Below are 20,559 nucleotides of genomic sequence, written 5' to 3'. Positions count from 1 at the left end.
AAATCCTTCTCGCAAAGCATATTCTGACTTACGTCGTTTGCTGCGACGTTAATTCCACGTATACTGCGTTGGATTCTTCTGAAGTATTCAGTTCTTTCACCCATATTCTCAGGATATCGCCTGCTTTTAAATCACTCAGATTAATGCTGGTTTCCTGAGCGCTATCTGCGCCCGCCGTTCTACTAAAAATTGGTGTATCTTCAGCAATGACAATTGTATAGTTCATTCCGGTCGCCTTATCATTCATTTCCCGTGCCGGCGAAGTTCCTGCACTCGTATCTCCTTGTTCCAGCGGAGCTGCTTTCTGTTCGCTTTGTGAAGAATCCGAAGATTGCAGTTCTGCGACAATCAGTTGTTTTTCACCCACACTGACCACTTTTCCGAGTAAATCCATCTGCCGGGTTGGCCGGACTCCCTCGGTCTGTGTGCTTTCCATCTGTGCTGTTACCGTGTCGTCCGTCGCCGTCGAAGAAGTACTTGCCGAACACCCTGTCAACACGATCAGTAAGGTAACAAGTCCCACAACTAATAACTTCTTTTTCACTCACAAATTCCTCTTTTCTTGGTTATTCCGCTAGATCTACTTCAAACCAAAACTCGACGCCATTTTCCACGTTTTGAACCCCATATGCATTGCCATGCTGTTCCTGAGTGGCCCGGACGATCGACAAGCCAAGGCCTGTGCCGCCATAAGAGCGGGTTCTTGCTTTGTCCACCTTATAAAAGCTGGTCCAAATCTTATCCAGAGCTTCTTCCGGAATGGGAGTGCCGGAGTTGAAAACGCTTACTCTGGCTTTTTGTCCTGTTTTTTCGAGCTTGACATTAATTTCTTTGCGCTGGTCTGCATGATTGATCGCATTGACCAGATAGTTCACGATGATCTGTTCAATCCTGTCGATATCGGCATTAACCGTAAATTTATCCTGAATTTCCTGGGTCAGCTGAATATTTTTCTCTTTGATCGGCAGCATATTCTTTCTGAGGACAAATTCAACCAGTTCGTTTAAGTCAAAATCTGTTTTTTCCAGCCGGGTGTAGCCCGCATCGATCTGCGATAACTCCAGGAGCTGTTTGACAAGCTTATTCATCTTGGCGCTTTCATCAATGATCACATTACAATAGAAGTCTTTATCCTCTTCACTTTCATTGACATTGACCTTGAGTCCCTCGGCATAACCCTGGATCAGTGCAATCGGCGTCTTTAGCTCATGTGAAACATTGGAAATAAATTCTTTTCTCATGTCGTCTATTTTTCTTTCTCTTTCGATATCCTCCATGAGCTTTTCATTGGCCTGCCGGAGTTCATTGATCGATTTCTCCAATTGGGTGGAAAGCGAGTTAATGCTTGACCCAAGTTCGCCAATTTCGTCGTAGGTCCGCACTGGGTATTTTTTGCCAAAATCCAGTTTGACCATGGCCTGGGCGATCTCATTCAGACGAAGGATGGGTTTGGTAAATCTATTTGTAAAGAAAAATACGATCAGCACCCCGATAACCATAATAAACAAACCCGTAATAAGAGAAAACTTATTGGCAATTGCCGCACTTTCCTCGATCGCGACGACCGGAGTGTTTAGGTACAGATAGTCTCCGTTATTTAACCGTCCAACCAGATTAATAAAATCGGAATTCAGTCTGCGGTCAGTGGATTTAACAATCACAGGCTGCGTGGAATTCTGGGCATCTTTAAGGATGGTAATATCAGGAATAAACGAATAATCCGAGCCTCCAGGCTTTTTGAATGGCTCATGAAAAAATTCTTCTTCTTTTAATGAAGAAATATATTTGATATACATGGATGAATCAAGAATCGTAATGTTCAGGCCCTCGGTCCTCTCAATTTTCTCCAGATTGAGTAAAATATCGAACGGCTCGCCATCATAGTTTTCATTGATCTCATGGTAGTACTCCTTCAAGGTGCTTTCCTTGTTCAAGTAGTAATACTTCGCAAGAAACTGGTCATTTAAAAACCACGAAAGCAAAACATACAATAGGGTCAGACAACTTATGGCAGTGAATAGTTTTAGTTTGATTGATGATTTCATTAGAATTACCTCAAATTCAGATTATCTCAAATCTGTATCCCAGTCCTCTGACGGTTTGAATAAAGTCTCCTTTGATCCCTAATTTGTACCTTAACCGTTTGATATGGGTGTCCACAGTTCTGGCGTCGCCATAATAATCGTAATCCCAGACTGAATTCAAGATCTGTTCCCTCGATACAGCCAGGCTTTCATTGTCTACCAGATATAAAAGCAGTTCATATTCCTTCGGGCTTAAATCTACCCGTTCTCCGTCAATACTTACAACTCGCCTGTTTTTATCAATCTCCAGGCCGTCAAGGTTTTTAACGCTAGCCTTCGGATCGCTGGTTCTGCGAAGAAGGGCCTGCACCCGCGCGACCAGGATCAGCGGACTGAAAGGTTTCGTAATATATTCATCTGCGCCCAGATCAAAACCGAACAGCTCATCCGATTCCTCAGATCTTGCCGTCAGCATGATGACCGGAGTCTGGCCGCTCTTTCGGATTTCCCTGCATACCGTCCATCCATCCGTCTCGGGCATCATGACATCCAGGATAGCCAGGCTGATATGCTGTCCAGAATGAATAATATCCAGGGCCTGTTTCCCATCTTCCGCTTCGATGACGGTATACCCTTCCTTTTTTAAAAAATCAGCAACCAGTTTCCTCATTCTGGCTTCATCGTCTGCGATAAGTATATTCCCTGCATTCATTGCCTAACCCCCTTTAGGTTTTCCCAACAGTCCATGATTCTATTTGTCTCAGGAGGGATTGTATCCCTGGATGATATTCTAAGGAATGAATGTGTACATTTCGTGAACAACCGATTAATATTCTGTGAAAATTCAGATCTTTGAGCCGACATGGTTTATTGCGTTCTTACCGACCCTTTTGGACTGATACAGGCCAGCATCGGCGGTCTCAATCAGATTCTGGGCTGTCCTGCCATCTTCCGGATAAGCAGCCAATCCAATAGAAACCGAAATATCCGGTTCTTCACTGACTCTCTTTCTGAACCGTTCGGCAATAATCAGGGCATCCGTTATTTTAGTTTTCGGCAAAATGACCAGGAACTCATCTCCGCCGTAACGACCAAGTATGTCAAACTCCCTGATATTTTCCTTGGCAATACTTACGACCTTTTTGAGAACCATGTCCCCGACGACATGTCCCCGGTTATCATTAATGCTTTTAAAATTATCAATGTCAAAAAGCATGAGAGTGAATTCGCCTGTCTTGGGATCATCAATCAGGTTTTTAAAATAATTCATAATCCCCTTTTTATTATATGCATCGACCAGGGGATCTCTCTGGACCATGTTGAGCAGGTGTTCATTGTGCAATTCCATTTCCAGCATTTTTCTCTTTACTTCGTAGTTGATGGTTTTATTGATGTTCACTAGCTTCTCTTCAGCGTTCGCCAATTTTAAACGATACGGCTCCTTTAATGTTTTTTGGATATAACAGTAAAACAGCAGGTACCCGGCAAACTGACATAACGGAATCAAGAAAGAGGAATTGGTAGGAAACTCATATTGGAGCAGCTGTCCAAAACCCATAAATATGACTCCCCAGGTCAATGATATCTGCTTTTCACCGAGGAATCTATGCAGCAATATAATAATGCCGGCGGCCAGGACGACAGCCGCTCCGCCTAAGAATTCCGTCATCGTCAGAATAACCGGCAGGTGGTCCGCATTCATGACCGTGAAAAGTACCAGAAACGGGAAAATCACGCTCAAAGCGGCAGATGCAGCGTAATTCTTCCACCGCCACGATAATATCAGTATAAGCAACAAGCAGAGAAAAGCAAAATTTGTATGATGAAGCACTTTTATACGCAGTACCATATCAGGATATGCTATACTAAGCAGCGCCAAGAGAAACGGCGCAATAAAACTGAATCCAAAAAGAGCCGAAAAACTCTTCTCCTTGTTCATGGTAAATACAAATGCCAAATTCAGAAAAGAAAAACATAAAATAATAATGACTGCAGCCTGATCATTTAAATAGGCATAGAACATTTTAATCCCTCTAATCTTTTCTCGTCTGATTAACTGTAAAATTCGACATTTTCTTCTATATTCCTGTTTTCGTTTATTCTTGACATTTTTTTCATCGATACGGACATTTTGCCGGACTTCAACAAATAGACTTTTTTGTCAAGATGAAATGAGGTAAAATAATACCAGTAACAATATGAATGTCCTAAAGGAGAAATGTGCGTGTTTTCGGAAAAAGTAATCAATAATTTAAAGAATGCCTCCTGGATTAGAGCAATGTTTGAGGAAGGCGAAAGGCTCGCCAAAATTTATGGACGCGAAAACGTCTATGACTTCAGTTTGGGCAATCCCTTTTCTGAGCCGCCAGAAGAGGTCATTGAATCTCTGAAAAATTATGTCACCGGGAATTATAAAGGAATTCATAAATACATGAACAATGCCGGCTATCCCGAAGTCAGAGAAAAAATTGCTCAGTCGCTCCGGAGTGACAGCCAGATCGGACTTACACAAGATAATATCATTATGACTGTCGGGGCTGCCGGTGGGCTGAATGTTGTCCTGAAAGCACTTCTGAATCCCGGTGAAGAAATAATTATCTTTGCACCTTATTTTGTGGAATATATTTTCTATACGGATAACCATGGTGGGAAACCTGTCATTGTGCCGCCGGATCCCCGGACACTCGAGCCGGACCTGGATGCCCTAGAAAAAGCGGTTTCGCCCAAAACAAAGGCGATTGTCATCAATACCCCGAATAATCCAACCGGCATTGTCTACAGCAAGGAGAAGCTGGAACAAATCAAAGAAATCCTGCAGAAAAAAGAAAACGAATACAGTACGATCATCTATATTATCTCCGATCAGCCCTACGACCAGATTGTCTATGACGGGATGAAAATTCCGAACATCCTATCGATTTTTGAAAACAGCATTATTGTCAATTCCTTCAGTAAATCACTCGGCCTTGCCGGAGAGAGAATAGGATATATTGCAGCGAGCAGCAGAATTAAAGACGCTGACGTGCTGAATAACGCCTTAAGCTTTTGCAACCGAACGCTGGGGTTTGTCAATGCTCCCGGATTGTTCCAGAAAGTTATCGGTGATTCTCTGGACGTCAAAACAGATACCGCAGATTATCAAAAGAAAAGAGATTATTTATATGAGCATCTGACTGCGCTTGGTTTTGAATGTGTCAAACCACAGGGAGCCTTTTACCTTTTCCCCAAAGCACTGATTGAGGACGATGTTGAATTTGTCAAAAGAGCCGTTAAATATAATTTACTGCTTGTCCCAGGAAGCGGATTTGGCTGTCCCGGTCATATCAGGATCTCCTACTGCGTAAGTATGGATACCATTGTAAATTCCATTCCTGCGTTTGAAAAACTGGTACAGGAATTCCGATCCTGATAGCTGATCGAAACGAGCTCTTGTAAAAGAATTGCTTATTTAGGAGCATCGCTAATTACTTGAATTCGTATTCAGCGATGCTCCTTTTACAGTTGATTTGGTAACACCAGAATATCAAAAATTCTGTTTAACGCGGTCGCATCAGGGCTGGCTTTGATGCCGGCGCTTAGGCCTGAGGCGGGTCATATAAGTCATCGGTAGTCGTATCGATGACCTTGATGTCTCGTACACCTGTCAGGGCTCCGCTGGATGTCATGAATATATTGCTTTCCACAATCGTATTCATAACGGCCAGGGCCTCGGTCTGATTCAGGTCCTCCCGCGGATCAGGAATCGTAATGGTGAACGTCTTCCCGCCGGCGGTGGCAAAACTTAACCTTGCCACTTTGCTTGTGGTAATGGCCATGGGCTTCTTACCCCCTCTCCCCGGATTTTCCTGCCGGTCACTCCATGATCAGCTCAAAGTTCTTGCGCAGTATCACGTCGAGCACCGGATGCAGCGACAGTCCGAATAAAGCCTGCACAACCTCGAAAAGCGCCTGTTCCGTAGCGTCGGGCCGTACATAACTCAGGCTTTTCTGCCTGCTGATCGGGGCGCCAGCGGAATTAGTACCCTCCTGGTAGGCTACGACCAGCGCCGAATTCAAAGGTACCGCTACAACTGCCATTCCTTTCGCCACCTTTCTTTCGTATGGACAAGCCGTGCTTACCGGCATGTCCCTATACTTTATGATTTTGCTTGTCCAAAAGTTACCATTAAAATGAAGCATGTCCCAAATTATTCAACGTTGAATAATTTGGGACATGCGTTGTGCTGAAGGAAGCCAAAGACCTGCTTCCGCATGGCGGATGGGGCAAGTGGCTGGAAGAGTCGGTGAGCTACTCCCAGATTACGGCTGATCGGCTTATGCGTATTTATAGCGCCTACGGGAGCAATCAGCCCTCTTTACCCGAATCCGACGCGCAGGCGCAGGAACTGCCGAATTTGACCTCCTCTCAGGCTCTGATTCTTCTGGGACTCCCGCCGGAAGACCGGGCTCAGTTCCTTGTCGAAATGGATGCCGAAGGCCTGAGCACGCGAGCGTTGAAAAAGGCTGTTGATGACTGGAAACTAGCCCGGCAGGACAAAGACCGGGCCTTTGAGGAACGGGATCAGGCCCTACAGGAAAAAGAGGATGTCCGTCAAAAGCTGGATGACGAAAAAGGCAAGAATGTTGAGTTAACCGCAGAGCGCGACAAGTTGAAGGCTGAAACGAATCATCTGAAGCAGACCAAACAGAAACTCGAACAGGAGATTGAGAACGGGAAGGCGGCCTATGATAAGCTCAAGGAAAGGATCGGTTATAAAAATATCGAAAAAATGAGCGCTGGGCTTACGGAAGCGCATAACAAGGCGGAAGCCAACAAAATCGCATTTTTATACGACACCCTGAACAAAACATTTAAGGAACTGGCCTATGAGATGACGCGGTTTGCCGCCAAGAATCCGGACGCACACGCCATGTATCAAGAAAAAGTGAGGGACTTTCTGCTCAAATCGATAAAGGAGAAATTGTGAAGCTTAAGGCTGGCTGCTCAGGATTTTAATTCTGCCAGTGTAACCTTAACGTCTTTTGTGTTCTCCTGACGATAATAGGTAATGGTGACCGTATCTCCGACCTCAAATTTAAACAATTCATGGGTCATTTCAAGAGAACTGGTGATCTCAACACCATTGACTTTGGTAATGACATCTCCGGCACGAATCCCGGCTTTATAGGCAGGCCCTCCGGTTGAGACCGCTGAGATATAGGCGCCAGCAGGCCAGCTCTGCTGAGAAGCCCATTCAACAGTATACCGTTCATCGATCGAGACCAGAATGCCTGGATGAGCAGCATAGCCTTTCTTGATCAGCTGTTGGATCGTCGGCCAGGCATCCGTAATCGGAATCGCAAAGCCCATTCCTTCATAGCCGGTGTCTTGATTCTTCGCCGCATTAATGCCAACGACCTTTCCATGATAATCTACCAGCGGTCCTCCGCTGTTTCCGGGGTTGATCGCCGCATCGGTCTGAATCAGATTAAAACTTGCTTCTCCCTGCAGTTCCAAAAAACGGTTCGTCGCTGAAATCACACCCGTCGTCACAGAGCGGGCAAAATCTTCTCCACCTGGATTCCCAATCGCAACCACAGGTTCTCCGACTTGAAGTGTGCTGGAATCTCCGAGACTGACTGCAGTCAGTTTGTCGGCGGATATTTGAACAACGGCCAGATCTGTCCGCGCATCTCCTCCCACGAGTTTACCTGTGATATTACGCCCGTCAGCGAGACTTACCACCAGTTTCTCGGCATCTTCAATAACGTGATTGTTGGTCACAATAAGCCCTTTCTGCGCATCGATAATAAAGCCCGATCCGCTGGCTACTTCGGCAAGCTCACTTGACCGGCCAAATATATTACCGCCGCTCTGGAAATTGGCAATCCCCACGACAGCCGGACCTATTTTTTTCGAAATTTCTACCACCGGATACGTGTTGCCATTACCGTCTGTACTCGTCGAAGTATTCGCGACCGCCGAGGTTGTGACGAGTGAATTCGTGTTAGCCGAACTGCCGCTCTGGTTCTGGATACTCATGATTTCCGGATAGATTACCGGGGCTAAAGTGAGAGAGGCCGTCCCGCCCAACAAGGCGCTGATGATCGCGACAACCGCAATAACCATGATCCCCGGTTTCTTTCTCTGCGGCCGCTCCCCATTGTACGGATAGTCATGATAAGCGTTATAGTCTTTATAATGGTTATTGTTGTTAAAGTCCACGTCATTCCCCACCTTTTTAAATTAAACTTACTTATGCAAAATAATCGGGTTACAGATTATTTATTATTGTAATCATTATTTATGACAATCCTGTGAACTTTTGTTTACAGAATTGTGAAAAATGGCCCCTAAAAATCCGTTCTTAATTTTTTCTGCTTACATCACATCTCATCTTATGATCTGCCCGTAAAGTACCGTTCTCCGCATTTCGGACATCTTTGCAATGAAATCGGCACCTCAAGCCCGCATTGGTTAAGCAGCTCAGCATCCGCCAATATCTCGGCAGCCTCTCCGTCGGCAGCAATTTCGCCGTCTTTGATCACGATGACTCTCTGGCTGATGTCCAGGATCATATCGAGATCGTGGCTTGTAATGATTTTGGTATGTTCAAAACAATTCAGTAGATTGATGACTCTACGGCGGGATCTCGGGTCAAGCGATGCAGTCGGCTCGTCCATGATCAGGACATCGGGCTGCATGGAAAGAACAGACGCAATCGCCGCTGCCCTTTTTTCGCCGCCGGACAGTTTAAAAGGCGGCCGGTCTTTCAGATGTAGGATGCCGACCATTTCCAAAGCTTGAAGAACCCTGCTTTCTACTTCCTTTTCATCATAACGGTAATTCCGGGGACCAAAGGCCACATCGTCATAGACCGTCGACATAAAAAGCTGGTCATCCGGGTCCTGGAAAACCATTCCGAGTCTTTGGCGGATTAACGGCAGTGTTTTTTTGGTAACGTGAATATCGCCTACCAACACCTCTCCGCTGCTCGGAAAAAGAACGCCCATCAGTAGCATGAGCAGGGTGGATTTTCCTGCGCCGTTTGCACCGACAATGCCGACCGACTCCCCATGATGAATCGTGAACGAGATATCCTTAACCGCCTTGTTACCGTCCGGATAAACATAATTAATTGTTCTGGCCTCTAACTTATGATGGCTCATTTAGCTTATCACTCCTGATATTAATAGACCGATCATCAATGGGATATTAATCATTCTAGCAAAAATGAAAAACAACAGCCAGCCGCCAAAATAAGCTCCGTCCCTTACAGTTATCCTGGTGTCGGCTCCTGCATAGTATTCTCCTGTAAAACCACGTACACACATTGCCTGATACACTCTCTCCGCCCTGTCAATGGTCCGCAGGAGCAGCTGACCAACGAGCGTTCCCCAAGCACTGGGGTGAATGCCTTTTTGTTGGGGGGCCCGAAGCTTATATGCCCTTATGCTTCTGGATACTTCTTCGATTAATACGGAAATATACCTGTATGTCAGCAGAAGCTGCAAAACAAAAAGCCGCGGAACTTTCAGCATACGCAAACCTGCAGCAAGTTTATCCATTCCTGTCGTACAAATAAGAATCAGGGCAGCTGTGATCGTTAAGAGACTCTTCAGCAGGATTGAAGCAAAAGTAATCCACCCTCTGGACAATGCAAGTCCGCCCACTGTAATGACTTGAGAATCAAAAAACGGGTTTAAAATACCGATTGCAATAATAAACGGTTCGATCAGGAGTAATCTTGCCAGCACCTGTTTGACCGGCAGCTCTGCAAGAAAAAATACTACCACCGGATAGAAAATCAAGGGCAGCAAACCGATAATTTCGTGCCTGTCATATGAGACCACGACGAATAAGTAGGCGATAGTCGTCAATATCTTAATCAGCGGATGAAGCTTATGGACAAACGTGTCCTTATAGGCCAGCTCATCCATAAGCCTCATGTTGTACAACGAACTTGTAAAGTCAGCCATTATTGCTTTTCAATCCTACTTCCGGAACAGAGTAATTCAAGGCAAGGATATCGTTCCCCGCCTCAAGATGGTTCATGCAGTAACTTTCTTCTTCCTTCTCTTCACGGAACGGATAAAGAACCCTATCATGACTGCCAATACGAGTGTCATCGCGCCGCCCACCAATCCGGATACGGTTGTTCCTGCATCTACAGCTGGCCATGCGACCTCAGCGCTTGTCTCTGAGACCTGTTCTTCGCTCACGCTGCTATCATTTTTAAAACTGTAATCCGGCAAAAATGCTGTTTTACTTTGAATATCGGCCAATATGCCATAAATTCCGCCAGACTCTGCCAGTTCCGTGATCCCGGCGGTCTTTTCCATAGACCATTCCAAGCCGTCCGGATTTGACGATGCAAACCAGGAAAGTCCTCCACCGATAATGACTGCTGCAATAGCAAGTCCGTATATAATCCTTTTTATGGAAGTATTGCCTGAGATTTTTCCCGATACCTGCTTCTCAATAAGTTCAGGCCTCGCTTTCCATACAAAAGTGAGCACTGCGGCGGTAACCAACCCTTCTACAATCCCGATTGCAAGATGAATAGGCTGCATCATAAGTACAAAAGTTGAAAACGGAAGCTCAGTCTTTCCAGAAAAAAACGTCTCCAAGACAACGCTGAAAGCTCCCAACTGAAGCCCGACAACCGCTGCAATCATCGAGCCAGCCATAATGCGTTTAGCCGAAATCCCTTTCTTAATAAACCACTTGGATATCAGCGGATAAGCAATAAAACAGGTATAGAATCCCAGGTTGAATACATTGCAGCCGTAGGCCAAAAGTCCGCCATCGCCAAAAAACAAGGCCTGTATCAACAATATTGATGCCATGGCCAGGAACCCGGCGTACGGCCCAAGCATAGCAGCTAGAATCAGCCCTCCTCCAAGATGTCCGCTGGAACCCGTTCCTGGAATCGAAAAATTAATCATCTGGGCTGCAAAAACAAAAGCTCCCATAACTCCCATCAAAGGAACCTTTTTTTCCTCCATATCGTCTTGAATTTTTTTTATCGAATAAGCCGCTACCCCTGCGGTAGCAACCCACATGGTTCCACCAATAACCGGCGAAATCAAAGCATCTGCCATATGCATTCCCCAACACCTCTATATTTCTGTATATTTTTCACAGACTTTTCAACAAGGCATCAATTTCTGCTTTGTAATCGCAAAGCAATCTTGCTTAGATCAATTATAAATCACTCTTCAATTTTTACAATCCTGGTAGGGGGGATACATCGCATATCTTCTTCACCATTTATTCTATTTGTGCGTTGAACTAAGAATAGACCCTATGTCCAGCTGTTCAATTAATTACGGCAGGAGGTCCTATGTTCAAACCAATGCCCATTAAGGTATCAAACCTTGCACAAAACAAAAAACCGGGCGTGGCCACGGACTTCAAAGCAAATCTTCTTTTTCCTTTTTATGAACATTCGTCAGTGGGTCAGTGTTATTTTTTATTTACCGTGATCAGGTTTTTTTCCCGAACTAAACACAAAGTTGCGCTGAGACCAGTAACTGAATAAGAAAAGTGTTAATTCGGTGATAATTTTGGCAAAGACTAACGGTGCGCCGATCAGAATGTGGAAGAGATACATCAGCCCGTAATTGCAGGCCATGATAAATACGACGAGTGAAAAATATTTCGGGGCGGATTTATGATGTTCCGTGCTTTTGTTTCGGGAAAAGACAAAGTAATGATTCATACTGTAATTGAAAATAGAACTGCAGACTCTTGCCCCGGCTACTGCGATCAGCAGATTTGATGTAGAGAATTGAAACAGCAGCAGCAGAGCAAAGTCAAGCGCTCCGGACATCAAAGAAGAGGTACAAAATTTAAGGATCGGGTAATATACTCTGGCTGAATCTGAAAAGGTCCGAAAATGGGAAGACCTGTTTTTTTCGTCATATACTGTATTGATCCATACTTCGTAGAACAAATAGCCTGCTGCCTTCGCTTCGAGCAGAATGTTCATTTCATATTCAAATCTTTTCCCCTGGATACTGCCTAACCAGTCCAGCATATCGGCTGAATACCCTCTTAGACCTGTTTGCGTATCCGTCAAATGCGAACCCGAAGAAACAGAAAATACTGCCCGGGTTACCGTATTTCCGAAACGGCTGCGCGGAGGAACTTTGCCGCAAAACTTCCGGGAGCCAAGAACGATAAATTCGCGGCGTTCTTTGGCAACCTGGGCAACTCTGATGATATCTTCAGGCAAATGCTGTCCGTCACTGTCGGCACAGATAACCCCTTCTTTTTCACCTTTTTCCTTGATATATCGAAATCCCGTCTTCAGGGCAGCCCCTTTGCCCTCATTGGCCGGATGTGTTAATACGGTGCAGCCCAATTTGCCTGCGGCCTGGAATATCCTGCTATAAGGCTTACCGCTGCCGTCGTCTACAATCACAATCTGAAAATCGCACTTTTCTTTTATATTCTCTATCAACCTGAGAAGCCGTTCATCCGGTTCATAGGCTGGTATAAGTATCGTCATCGAATTTCCTCCTTACATTACTGCACGATTATATCTATTATTGTAAGGATTCATTATGTCCGTTTCGTGAACTTTCAATTACGGTTTTATGAATTCAAACATCAATATCATTGGTAAAACAATAGTGAACGCCGTACCTTTTTCGAGTATGCTCGAATGATTTTATTCAAATGTTGAAGCAACTTCCTTAGCCATTTGTTCGAAATCAGACAGCTGGTGGATGAATTTTTCAACCACTTCCACATCGAATTGGGTCCCGGATCCCTGAATGAGCTGATTCCTAGCTTCCTCAAACTTCAGTCTGGAGCGGTAGCGGCGGTCGGAAATCATCGCATCAAAAGCATCGGCAACAGAAATAATTCTCGCCAGGAACGGGATTTCATCTTTTGTCAGCCCTTCCGGATATCCTTTGCCGTCGATGCGTTCATGGTGGCATTTGACAATCGGGACCACCTCTTTGAACATCGATACAGCCGACAGGATTCTCGCCCCTTTCAAGGGGTGTTTTTTAATTTCTTCATACTCTTTCTCGTTCAGCTTCTGGGACTTAAATAAAATATCATCTGAAGTACCGATTTTCCCAACATCATGGAAAATGCCGCTGATCCGCAGCAACTCAAGCTCCTCCTTGGAAAAATCAAAAGCCTCACCGATCTTAACGGCAAAATAGGCTACTCTGTCGGAATGACCACGGGTATAAATATCCTTCGCATCGACGACCATTCTCAGGGCTTCAATCGTATCCATGTAGGTTTCTCTGAGCTGATCATATGTTTTATTCAGCTCATCATTTTTAATATTCACCAGGGAATGCAGAAACGCATTATTGATGGATGAGGAGGCCTGGTTGGAATAGAGCTCAAGCAGTTTCAGTCCATCCTCAAGATCGTCCCCTTCTACAAAAATGATGCCAATGTCCTGAAGATATTCGTTGATCAGAGGAATAATTACTTTTTTATCAAGCTTAACGACCTTTTTATTGATCCTGGCGCTGCCGATAAACTCCATCAGTTCCGGATCAAGCATTTCCATGAAATCGGCCACTTTTTTCTTATATTTCCCGATCCCTTTAAATATGCTGTTATTGCCGGAACTGATCCTGGTGATATCATCGATCAGAATAAAAGCATTCTTGCTATTGACCAAAGGCAGGATTTCAGCCAGGATATCCTCCAGAATGTTATCTATCGGCTGAAGCTGATAGATTTTAGGAACAGACTGCAGAATTTTGTTCAGGCCTTCCTGGAACTTCTTGATCGTCCGCATTTGGGAAATCGATTTGATCCCGGATTCAACAAGCAGGAGCAGCTGGTCAAAGCGGTCACCTTTTTCACAGTAACCTTGGATTTCCAACGCTTTGATGGTTTCCAGCGGCGGAGCAAGATCCTTGTGTCCTGTCAGCAAAAGAATATACAGTTCGTTGTTGAATTCTCTGATTCTCTCTACGACCTTGTCTCCATGGATCGGATACATTAAATAGTCAAGAATCAACAAATCGTACTTCTCTTCACGGACTTTTTCGATAGCCTCCAGTGGATCGGTCAGTCCGACGAATTGGTAGCCGCTTCTTTTCAGGACGACGGACAGCGAATCAATGATTCCTGGTTCGTCATCAACAATTAAGATTTTGTAGTCCAGATTAACGCGATTAGTTGAACGTCTCATCGTTAGCCTCCTGTACGTGTGCGGATAGATAAGGAATCGTGATATAGAATGTAGTGCCAACGCCTTCCTGCGATTCAAACTTCATATTGCCCGAAAATCGTCCTTTAATTGTAGAATACGACATGTATAGTCCAAGACCTGTCCCATTTTTACCTTTGGTCGTAAACATTTCCTTGAACAGTCTTTTCTGCACTTCCTCAGGAATACCCTTACCATGATCGCTTAAAGCAAATTTGAGGTTATGTCTTTCTTTGTAAATGCTGAAACCGATTTCTCCGGTTTGCCCTTCATAAGCATGCATTGCGTTGATGATCAGATTGTCAAATACTTGTACCAGGCTGTTCAGTTCTCCTCGTATTTCTGTCTGCAGATCAATTTGAAAATCAGGTTTAAGCTTGCAGTGGTATTTTTTCAGCTCATGCTTCATCAAAACATCAATTCTTTTGACCAAATCTTCCACGGTAAACTTATCTGAGCCTGCGTAGTTCATCTGTACCGCCTGACCTTTAACTGCACTGATAATGTCTGTCATATAGGAACAGTATGGCTTCATCTTATCGAGCCATTCCTGCATCTCTTTCGCAATCTCATAATGATCGGCAGGTGATACAGCTTGATCTTCAATAGATTCCTTGTATTCATTCGTTAAATCCTTGAGTGCTTCGATACCTCCGGCAATCGACATGATCGGTGTTTTCAGGTTATGGGCGATTCCGCCGATCAGCTGGCCAAGCGAAGCCAGCCTCTCCTGTTCCAGAATGATAGCCTGATTTTCTTTCATCGATTCAATATTCGCTTTTTCTTTTTCCTGGATTTTATTGAAGGCAATAATCAGATCTCCGATTTCGTCATTGGAGGTGATCGCCAGCTTCTGATCGAGGTCAACGTTAACGCCATGCGAAATGTCGGAGAGGTTTTTGGCCACCCTTGAAACGTCTTCACCGAGGGACCTGGAGAAGTAGTTTAAGACGATAAAGTTTAAAATAAACAGTGCAATGAAACTAATAATAAAATAGAGTACAGTATTATTGGAAGATATATCATATTTGATCCCCAAAATATAGGATCCGTCTTGACCATTTACTTTAATAGAAGCCCCTTGGGAATCGAGTCCATAACCCTCAAATATTCTTCCGCCATACTTATCTGACACATCAATAGCATATTGAATAAAAAAGTCACTCGCGTCCATGTTGTCCAAGGAAATATATTTTCCACTCGGTGTAATCATAAATCTGGAATCCGTTTTCTCATTTAACAGCTTGATATGACTTAAAACCTCTCTCGCCTTTGCTTCATCATAAATGCTGCTTACTTCATACTGCTGAAGTTGATCCTTATAGACATCAAAGATTAAATCGCCTTTTTCGGTTATCAATCTTGAATACCCTACCAAAGAAGTAAATAAAATAGCCAGGATAATTGTTGGTAAAACATGAAGCAGAATTTTTCCGCGGACACTTAATTTTATTCCCTGGAGTTCATTGTACCGAGACGTGTTTAACAATATTTTTGTAAAAATTCTTTTAGCGAATATAAATGAAAAAAGTGCAGCGAGCGTAGCAAATGAAAAACTTAAGATCAGAATCTTATAAATCATAACGGCAGGATGACTGCCGATAAAAACTAAAATTAAGATAATAACCAGCATAGAAACCACAATTTGCCCCATATAGATGATATAGGGCAGATTTAAACACTTTTTACGAATCTTCAGCAATTTATTTTGTGAATCAGGAGAATCATCATTAAGCAAAATAGCCCACTCGTCAATATCTGACAATGTTTTTTTAAGAAAAACAAAACTAGGAACAAGGATTAAGATTGTTATTATCGAAAACTGTGCCATATAGGAGATGTAGGATACTTTTATATCAAAATCCGTATTAATTGAACCAGGCGCATAGTTAAAGATAAAGGGAATCAGAAAATAGATAACAATGACAGTACATAAAATAACAAGATTATAAATCAAGGTTATTTGAAGACTAATACTTTTATTAAAATATTCCCTGAGTTTATTTAACATACGATATCCCTTTTACCTTGCTTTTCTTTCAAGTAATCCATTCTAAACATGTATTGCAGAATTTGGGAAACGTATTCCTTACTGATTTCCGGCCAAGCAAAGTTTTCATTATTCAATACTTTTTGAGTCACTTCTGATTTAACATTGACCGTTTGTGAATAAGCAGAAAATTTTCCTTTAAGCAGTTCGTTGACAGCAGGACTGATATTATGCTCTTTCATATTCTTTTCAACAATTTGAACAAAAACATCATTCGGGACAACTTCAATATCAATGCCCAGGCTGTTTAAAATCTCAACTACTTTGACCAGACTGATTGTTTTATGATTAAACAAATGGAAAATACGTGTTCCGGCAGATAAATTGATTAACTTGGCTATCGCTTCACTGCAACAATCAACCGGAGTAAATTCCAATTGTTCATTCGCCCAGATTTCCGGAACAAAACCAAGCTCAATAATTGCTTTGATCCTCTCATAGAAACCATTTTCCTGAATGTTTTTCTGAAATTGCCCGTCATTGTAACGACCGGTCAAAACGCCGATGCGATAAACATCCGCCTTCAAACCATTTTTGACGTTCTGGTAAATGAAGCGTTCCGATTCAAACTTGCTTTTTACGTAAACATTCCCACCGTAATCCTGTCCGATATACAAGTCTGATTCTGTAAAATCTACCTTTTCCTCGTGAATATTATTTGTAAGATAATTTCCGGAGACTGTGATCGAAGATACATAGTTCAGACGAATATCCCCCTGCAGACAAAAGTCAGCTACTCTTTCTGTACCTTTAATGTTGACATCCAGATAGTCCTCATATAAACCGTAATGCTTTACGATTGCGGCTGAATGAATGACTAGATCGATCTTATCCAGAAGGTATTGATAAATATTACTATCCAGCCCCAGCTGAACCTGCGTGACGTCACCGGGAATAATGATAATCCGTTCATCTAATTCCTGACTGTATTTTCCGTTGAAATAGAAATCCAGTTGTTTGCGCAGTTTATCTTCTGCTTCACAAATCGTTTTCCCTCGCAGTAGACAGTAGATATTACAGTCTTTTTGCTTAAGAAGCTGTTCGAGCAAATGTATACCTAGAAAGCCGGTAGCTCCAGTAAGCAGGACATGTTGTGCCTTCTTTAGGCAGGGCTTAATATCATAATCAAGTGCAATATCTTTGACAGGATCATCCTTGATTTTCATGCTATCTATGATGTTTTTAGCTGATTCCATGCCGTCAAATATTTGTCTGATCGTCTGATATTCATAAAGCTCCTGAATTCCGATATCAATTCCTTTTTTCATTAACAGGACTTGAAGCTGAACAATCGTCAGTGAGTCTCCACCTAAATCAAAGAAATTATCATCAATACCGACGGATTTTCTGCCCAACAACGAACACCATACTTTAGCGATTTTACGTTCAGTTGGATTTCTTGGTGGAACAGGTTTGACTGCTTTTTCTTCATACTCTGGCAGCGCATTTCTGTCTATCTTATTATTCGGAGTTTTAGGTATGAAATCGACCGGGATAATATGGCCCGGAACCATATAGTCAGGCAGATACTGAGCTAAATAGGCTTTTACCTCGGTGCTGCCTATTTCGGTGTCTGCAACAATATAAGCACATATTACTTTGCTATTGTTTGAATTCTCTTTGACAACCGCAACTGCCTCTCTGATATGAGGATGTTTAAGGAGCCTGTCCTCAATCTCTCCAAGTTCAATTCTATATCCCCTGATTTTAATTTGATAATCAGTTCTTCCCAGAAATTCAATATCCCCTTCCGGATACCATCTGGCAAGATCGCCCGTTTTATATATTATACCGCCTTCATCAAATGGATTCTCAATAAATCGTTCAGCGGTTAATCCTTCCTTCTCAAAATACCCCTTGGAAACACCCATCCCACCAATATATAGGTCTCCGGGAATTCCGATAGGCAGTAAATTCAAATACCGGTCAAGGATATAAATTTTCGTATTGGCAATAGGTTTGCCAATATGGGGACGGCCTTCAGCAGTAAGATCAGCAACTGTTGACCATACTGTTGTCTCCGTTGGTCCGTACATATTATAAATTTTCGCTCTGCAAACACTCTTAAGATTATTTAATAGCGAAGGAGTAAAAACCTCACCACCGATCATAATTTCCGAAAGATTCATTAAACTAGCTAACTCTAGTTCGCTGTTTAAGAGTAACTGGATTCTTGAAGGAGTTACTTGAAACATCTTGACGTTGTTATTAAGTATTACATCATTCAATTCTTTCGGTATGATCTGCTGTTTTTCATTTGCGACGACTACAGTCAACCCTTTACTCAGCGGCAGCAGTGATTCAAGAACAAATATGTCAAACGAAATCGTTGTGACTGACAGCATGACCTTCTCGGGAGAAAAGTCAATCTTTGCCGTTATTCCCGAAATCAGATTCACGACGGCTGAATGCTGGACCATGACACCCTTGGGCTTTCCAGTCGAACCGGAGGTATAAATTAGATAGGCAATATCCTGTGGTGTATTGACTTTCTGCAGGTTAGCTAATCCGGTCAGTTGTTCATTGTTACTAAAAACGTCGATAATTTCCCCGTTGAAATGGATCTCTTTCATGAGTTTCTGACAGGTTAACAGAATAGCAGTATGGCTATCCTCGAGCATGTAATCGATTCGCTGGGACGGATAGTCCGGATCAATCGGCAGGTAAGCACCGCCTGCTTTCAGTACTGCCAGGATCGCTATCATCATCTCCAGAGAACGTGGAACAAAGATTCCTACAAATTTGTTAGGCCCAACACCTTTGTCCCTGAGCACTTTAGCAAGCCGGTTCGCTCTTTGATTCAACTCATAGTAGGAAATACTGCTCTCCTCAAAAATCAATGCTGTCTTGGCAGGCGTTTTTTCTGCTTGTTCTTCGAATAACTGGGCAACCGTTTTATTGTGAGGGAAGAATAATCCAGTGTCATTGAACTCACACAGGATTCTCTGCTTTTCCTTTTCTGAAATCATCTCTAGTCTGGAGATTTTTTTCACGGAATTGTCCAGCGCATGCCAAAGAATCCTCAGCACATGGTCATGAATAAATTCAATTTCCTTGCTATAGAAAAGATCCGTCAGATAGTCATAGTCAATAATGATATTGCCGTCGTCTTCGCGTTCGTTAATATGAATATAAAGTGATTCTGTCTGGTGACCGCAAAAATGCCATCTGCCCTCACAGCTATTGATATCACTATTCTTAATAAATTTGGCATTTTGGTAAGATACGGCAATTTCATATAATTTTTCGATACTTCTGTTGTGTTTTCTGACATGTTTTAAAATTTCATCATACGGATATTTTTGATGCCTCAGGATATCCATCCAGTTTCTGGTCAGCTTATGGCAGAAATCCTGAAAATTCGTATCATTATCGATATTAACCCTAAGCGGTATCGTGCTGATGAACATTCCGACTGTTTTCTTTTCCCGAGCATTGGCTCGGTTCAGTACTGGCACCCCAAGAACAATATCTTCTTTATTGGAGATTCTGTTGATATAAATACAGAGCGCGGAAATATAAAGGGTAAAAATCGATGTTTTATTTTCCAGGCAGTATTGAGAAATTTTTTTGGACAATTTATTTGGAATTTTAAACGTTTTTCTAACAGCTTCAGTATGGCTAATCTTGGCTGCTTTGCTTTTCAGCGTGGTCATTTCTGGTGTATCCGTAAAGACATTCTCCCAGTATTCCTTATCTTTGATATACCTGGGAGAATGCAGATATTCAAGCTCACTATTGACATATTCTAAATAAGAAGGGTCATTTTCCTGTTCATAGGAAACGCCTTCTTCCAGCATATTGTAATTCTCCATAATTTTATTGCCTATATAAACAACAGTCCACCCATCAGAAATCAGATGGTGGATTTTGCAGTATATCACATTCTCTTTTCCGCTGATTTTAATAATAGAAAAATAAACCAGTGGGCTGTCGTTAATGGTAAATGGTTTTTTGGTTTCCTCCTGATCCCAGGCATACAGCCGTTTGAGGCCGCCGCTTTCACTGAAATCGAATAAATCTATTTTCGTATATGCAAATTCGGCAACATATTGGAATACCTGTCCGTCCTTTTCCCTAAACCTGAGCCTGAGCGCTTCATTTTTCTCGATCACAAGGTTGATGGACTTTTCGAGAAGCCTGAGATCTATGCTGTCTTTAATTTTCAGGGTTGAAGCAATATTGCCGATACTGGTTCCTGGATGAAGTTTCTCTAAATACCAAATACTTCTTTGCGGGATTGATAACGGATAATACTCGACCATAAAACAGCGGCCCTCCATAGATCTGCAAATTTTCCCATACC

At 42.9% G+C, this 20,559-nt stretch carries 16 protein-coding genes; 2 read left to right on the top strand and 14 right to left on the bottom strand.

Annotated elements, in window-relative coordinates; translation table 11 throughout:
- Positions 1–28: 28 nt before the first annotated feature.
- From OKX56_RS14425 to OKX56_RS14410, 4 genes are all read right to left on the bottom strand, one after another.
- Positions 29–544 carry a hypothetical protein gene (locus OKX56_RS14425; protein ID WP_019224644.1) on the bottom strand — a complete coding sequence of 172 codons (516 nt, stop codon included), beginning with the start codon at positions 542–544 and terminating at the stop codon, positions 29–31.
- Between the two features lie 22 nt (positions 545–566).
- On the bottom strand, positions 567–2,045 hold the full coding sequence (locus OKX56_RS14420; protein WP_019224643.1) for a sensor histidine kinase: 1,479 nt from the start codon (positions 2,043–2,045) through the stop codon (positions 567–569).
- Between the two features lie 16 nt (positions 2,046–2,061).
- Positions 2,062–2,736, bottom strand: coding sequence for a response regulator transcription factor (locus tag OKX56_RS14415; protein WP_019224642.1), 675 nt, complete (start codon positions 2,734–2,736; stop codon positions 2,062–2,064).
- Between the two features lie 132 nt (positions 2,737–2,868).
- Positions 2,869–4,047: a GGDEF domain-containing protein gene (locus tag OKX56_RS14410; protein WP_019224641.1), complete on the bottom strand. Its 1,179-nt coding sequence runs from the start codon at positions 4,045–4,047 to the stop codon at positions 2,869–2,871.
- Between the two features lie 201 nt (positions 4,048–4,248).
- On the opposite strand from OKX56_RS14410, the gene OKX56_RS14405 reads away from it, so the two are divergent.
- Positions 4,249–5,433 carry a pyridoxal phosphate-dependent aminotransferase gene (locus OKX56_RS14405; RefSeq protein WP_019224639.1) on the top strand — a complete coding sequence of 395 codons (1,185 nt, stop codon included), beginning with the start codon at positions 4,249–4,251 and terminating at the stop codon, positions 5,431–5,433.
- A gap of 166 nt (positions 5,434–5,599) precedes the next feature.
- On the opposite strand, the gene OKX56_RS14400 is transcribed toward OKX56_RS14405, so the two are convergent.
- Positions 5,600–5,839 (bottom strand): DUF2922 domain-containing protein, encoded by a 240-nt coding sequence (locus OKX56_RS14400; RefSeq protein ID WP_019224638.1) that lies wholly within the window; start codon positions 5,837–5,839, stop codon positions 5,600–5,602.
- A gap of 37 nt (positions 5,840–5,876) precedes the next feature.
- Positions 5,877–6,101 (bottom strand): DUF1659 domain-containing protein, encoded by a 225-nt coding sequence (locus OKX56_RS14395; protein ID WP_019224637.1) that lies wholly within the window; start codon positions 6,099–6,101, stop codon positions 5,877–5,879.
- Positions 6,102–6,244: 143 nt separating this feature from the next.
- On the opposite strand from OKX56_RS14395, the gene OKX56_RS14390 reads away from it, so the two are divergent.
- Positions 6,245–6,991, top strand: a complete 747-nt coding sequence (locus OKX56_RS14390) for a DUF3102 domain-containing protein (protein ID WP_019224636.1) — start codon at positions 6,245–6,247, stop codon at positions 6,989–6,991.
- A 17-nt stretch (positions 6,992–7,008) separates the two neighbouring features.
- Here the strand turns inward: OKX56_RS14390 and OKX56_RS14385 are convergent, their stop codons facing one another.
- The 8 genes from OKX56_RS14385 to OKX56_RS14350 form a co-directional block, all read right to left on the bottom strand.
- Positions 7,009–8,229: a S1C family serine protease gene (locus OKX56_RS14385; RefSeq protein WP_019224635.1), complete on the bottom strand. Its 1,221-nt coding sequence runs from the start codon at positions 8,227–8,229 to the stop codon at positions 7,009–7,011.
- Between the two features lie 173 nt (positions 8,230–8,402).
- The gene (locus OKX56_RS14380; RefSeq protein WP_025206194.1) at positions 8,403–9,173 is read right to left on the bottom strand and encodes an energy-coupling factor ABC transporter ATP-binding protein; all 771 of its coding nucleotides are present in this window, start codon (positions 9,171–9,173) and stop codon (positions 8,403–8,405) included.
- Positions 9,174–9,983: a cobalt ECF transporter T component CbiQ gene (gene cbiQ, locus OKX56_RS14375; RefSeq protein ID WP_025206195.1), complete on the bottom strand. Its 810-nt coding sequence runs from the start codon at positions 9,981–9,983 to the stop codon at positions 9,174–9,176. It abuts the gene before it with no gap.
- A 72-nt stretch (positions 9,984–10,055) separates the two neighbouring features.
- Positions 10,056–11,114: an energy-coupling factor ABC transporter permease gene (locus OKX56_RS14370; protein WP_019224634.1), complete on the bottom strand. Its 1,059-nt coding sequence runs from the start codon at positions 11,112–11,114 to the stop codon at positions 10,056–10,058.
- 365 nt (positions 11,115–11,479) lie between these two features.
- Positions 11,480–12,520 (bottom strand): bifunctional glycosyltransferase family 2/GtrA family protein, encoded by a 1,041-nt coding sequence (locus tag OKX56_RS14365; protein WP_019224633.1) that lies wholly within the window; start codon positions 12,518–12,520, stop codon positions 11,480–11,482.
- 162 nt (positions 12,521–12,682) lie between these two features.
- Positions 12,683–14,185, bottom strand: coding sequence for an HD domain-containing phosphohydrolase (locus OKX56_RS14360; protein ID WP_025206196.1), 1,503 nt, complete (start codon positions 14,183–14,185; stop codon positions 12,683–12,685).
- Positions 14,169–16,214, bottom strand: coding sequence for a sensor histidine kinase (locus OKX56_RS14355; protein WP_287896961.1), 2,046 nt, complete (start codon positions 16,212–16,214; stop codon positions 14,169–14,171). The genes OKX56_RS14360 and OKX56_RS14355 overlap by 17 nt, the downstream gene beginning before the upstream one ends.
- The gene (locus tag OKX56_RS14350) at positions 16,208–20,518 is read right to left on the bottom strand and encodes a non-ribosomal peptide synthetase family protein (protein ID WP_025206197.1); all 4,311 of its coding nucleotides are present in this window, start codon (positions 20,516–20,518) and stop codon (positions 16,208–16,210) included. Before OKX56_RS14350 ends, OKX56_RS14355 begins: the two co-directional genes overlap by 7 nt.
- Between the last annotated feature and the right edge of the window lie 41 nt (positions 20,519–20,559).

The organism is Dehalobacter sp. (genome assembly GCF_030063005.1).
Classification (GTDB): Bacteria; Bacillota; Desulfitobacteriia; order Desulfitobacteriales; family Syntrophobotulaceae; genus Dehalobacter; species Dehalobacter restrictus.
This window is presented reverse-complemented; position numbering and strand designations above follow the sequence as displayed.

What these genes read in the sequence shown, in the direction of transcription:
- OKX56_RS14395 (WP_019224637.1), bottom strand. Translation starts at nt 6,101, where the DNA reads ATGGCAGTTGTAGCGGTACCTTTGAATTCGGCGCTGGTCGTAGCCTAC.
- cbiQ (WP_025206195.1), bottom strand. Translation starts at nt 9,983, where the DNA reads ATGGCTGACTTTACAAGTTCGTTGTACAACATGAGGCTTATGGATGAG.
- OKX56_RS14410 (WP_019224641.1), bottom strand. Translation starts at nt 4,047, where the DNA reads ATGTTCTATGCCTATTTAAATGATCAGGCTGCAGTCATTATTATTTTA.
- OKX56_RS14370 (WP_019224634.1), bottom strand. Translation starts at nt 11,114, where the DNA reads ATGCATATGGCAGATGCTTTGATTTCGCCGGTTATTGGTGGAACCATG.
- OKX56_RS14350 (WP_025206197.1), bottom strand. Translation starts at nt 20,518, where the DNA reads ATGGTCGAGTATTATCCGTTATCAATCCCGCAAAGAAGTATTTGGTAT.
- OKX56_RS14420 (WP_019224643.1), bottom strand. Translation starts at nt 2,045, where the DNA reads ATGAAATCATCAATCAAACTAAAACTATTCACTGCCATAAGTTGTCTG.
- OKX56_RS14415 (WP_019224642.1), bottom strand. Translation starts at nt 2,736, where the DNA reads ATGAATGCAGGGAATATACTTATCGCAGACGATGAAGCCAGAATGAGG.
- OKX56_RS14400 (WP_019224638.1), bottom strand. Translation starts at nt 5,839, where the DNA reads ATGGCCATTACCACAAGCAAAGTGGCAAGGTTAAGTTTTGCCACCGCC.
- OKX56_RS14360 (WP_025206196.1), bottom strand. Translation starts at nt 14,185, where the DNA reads ATGAGACGTTCAACTAATCGCGTTAATCTGGACTACAAAATCTTAATT.
- OKX56_RS14380 (WP_025206194.1), bottom strand. Translation starts at nt 9,173, where the DNA reads ATGAGCCATCATAAGTTAGAGGCCAGAACAATTAATTATGTTTATCCG.
- OKX56_RS14365 (WP_019224633.1), bottom strand. Translation starts at nt 12,520, where the DNA reads ATGACGATACTTATACCAGCCTATGAACCGGATGAACGGCTTCTCAGG.
- OKX56_RS14355 (WP_287896961.1), bottom strand. Translation starts at nt 16,214, where the DNA reads ATGTTAAATAAACTCAGGGAATATTTTAATAAAAGTATTAGTCTTCAA.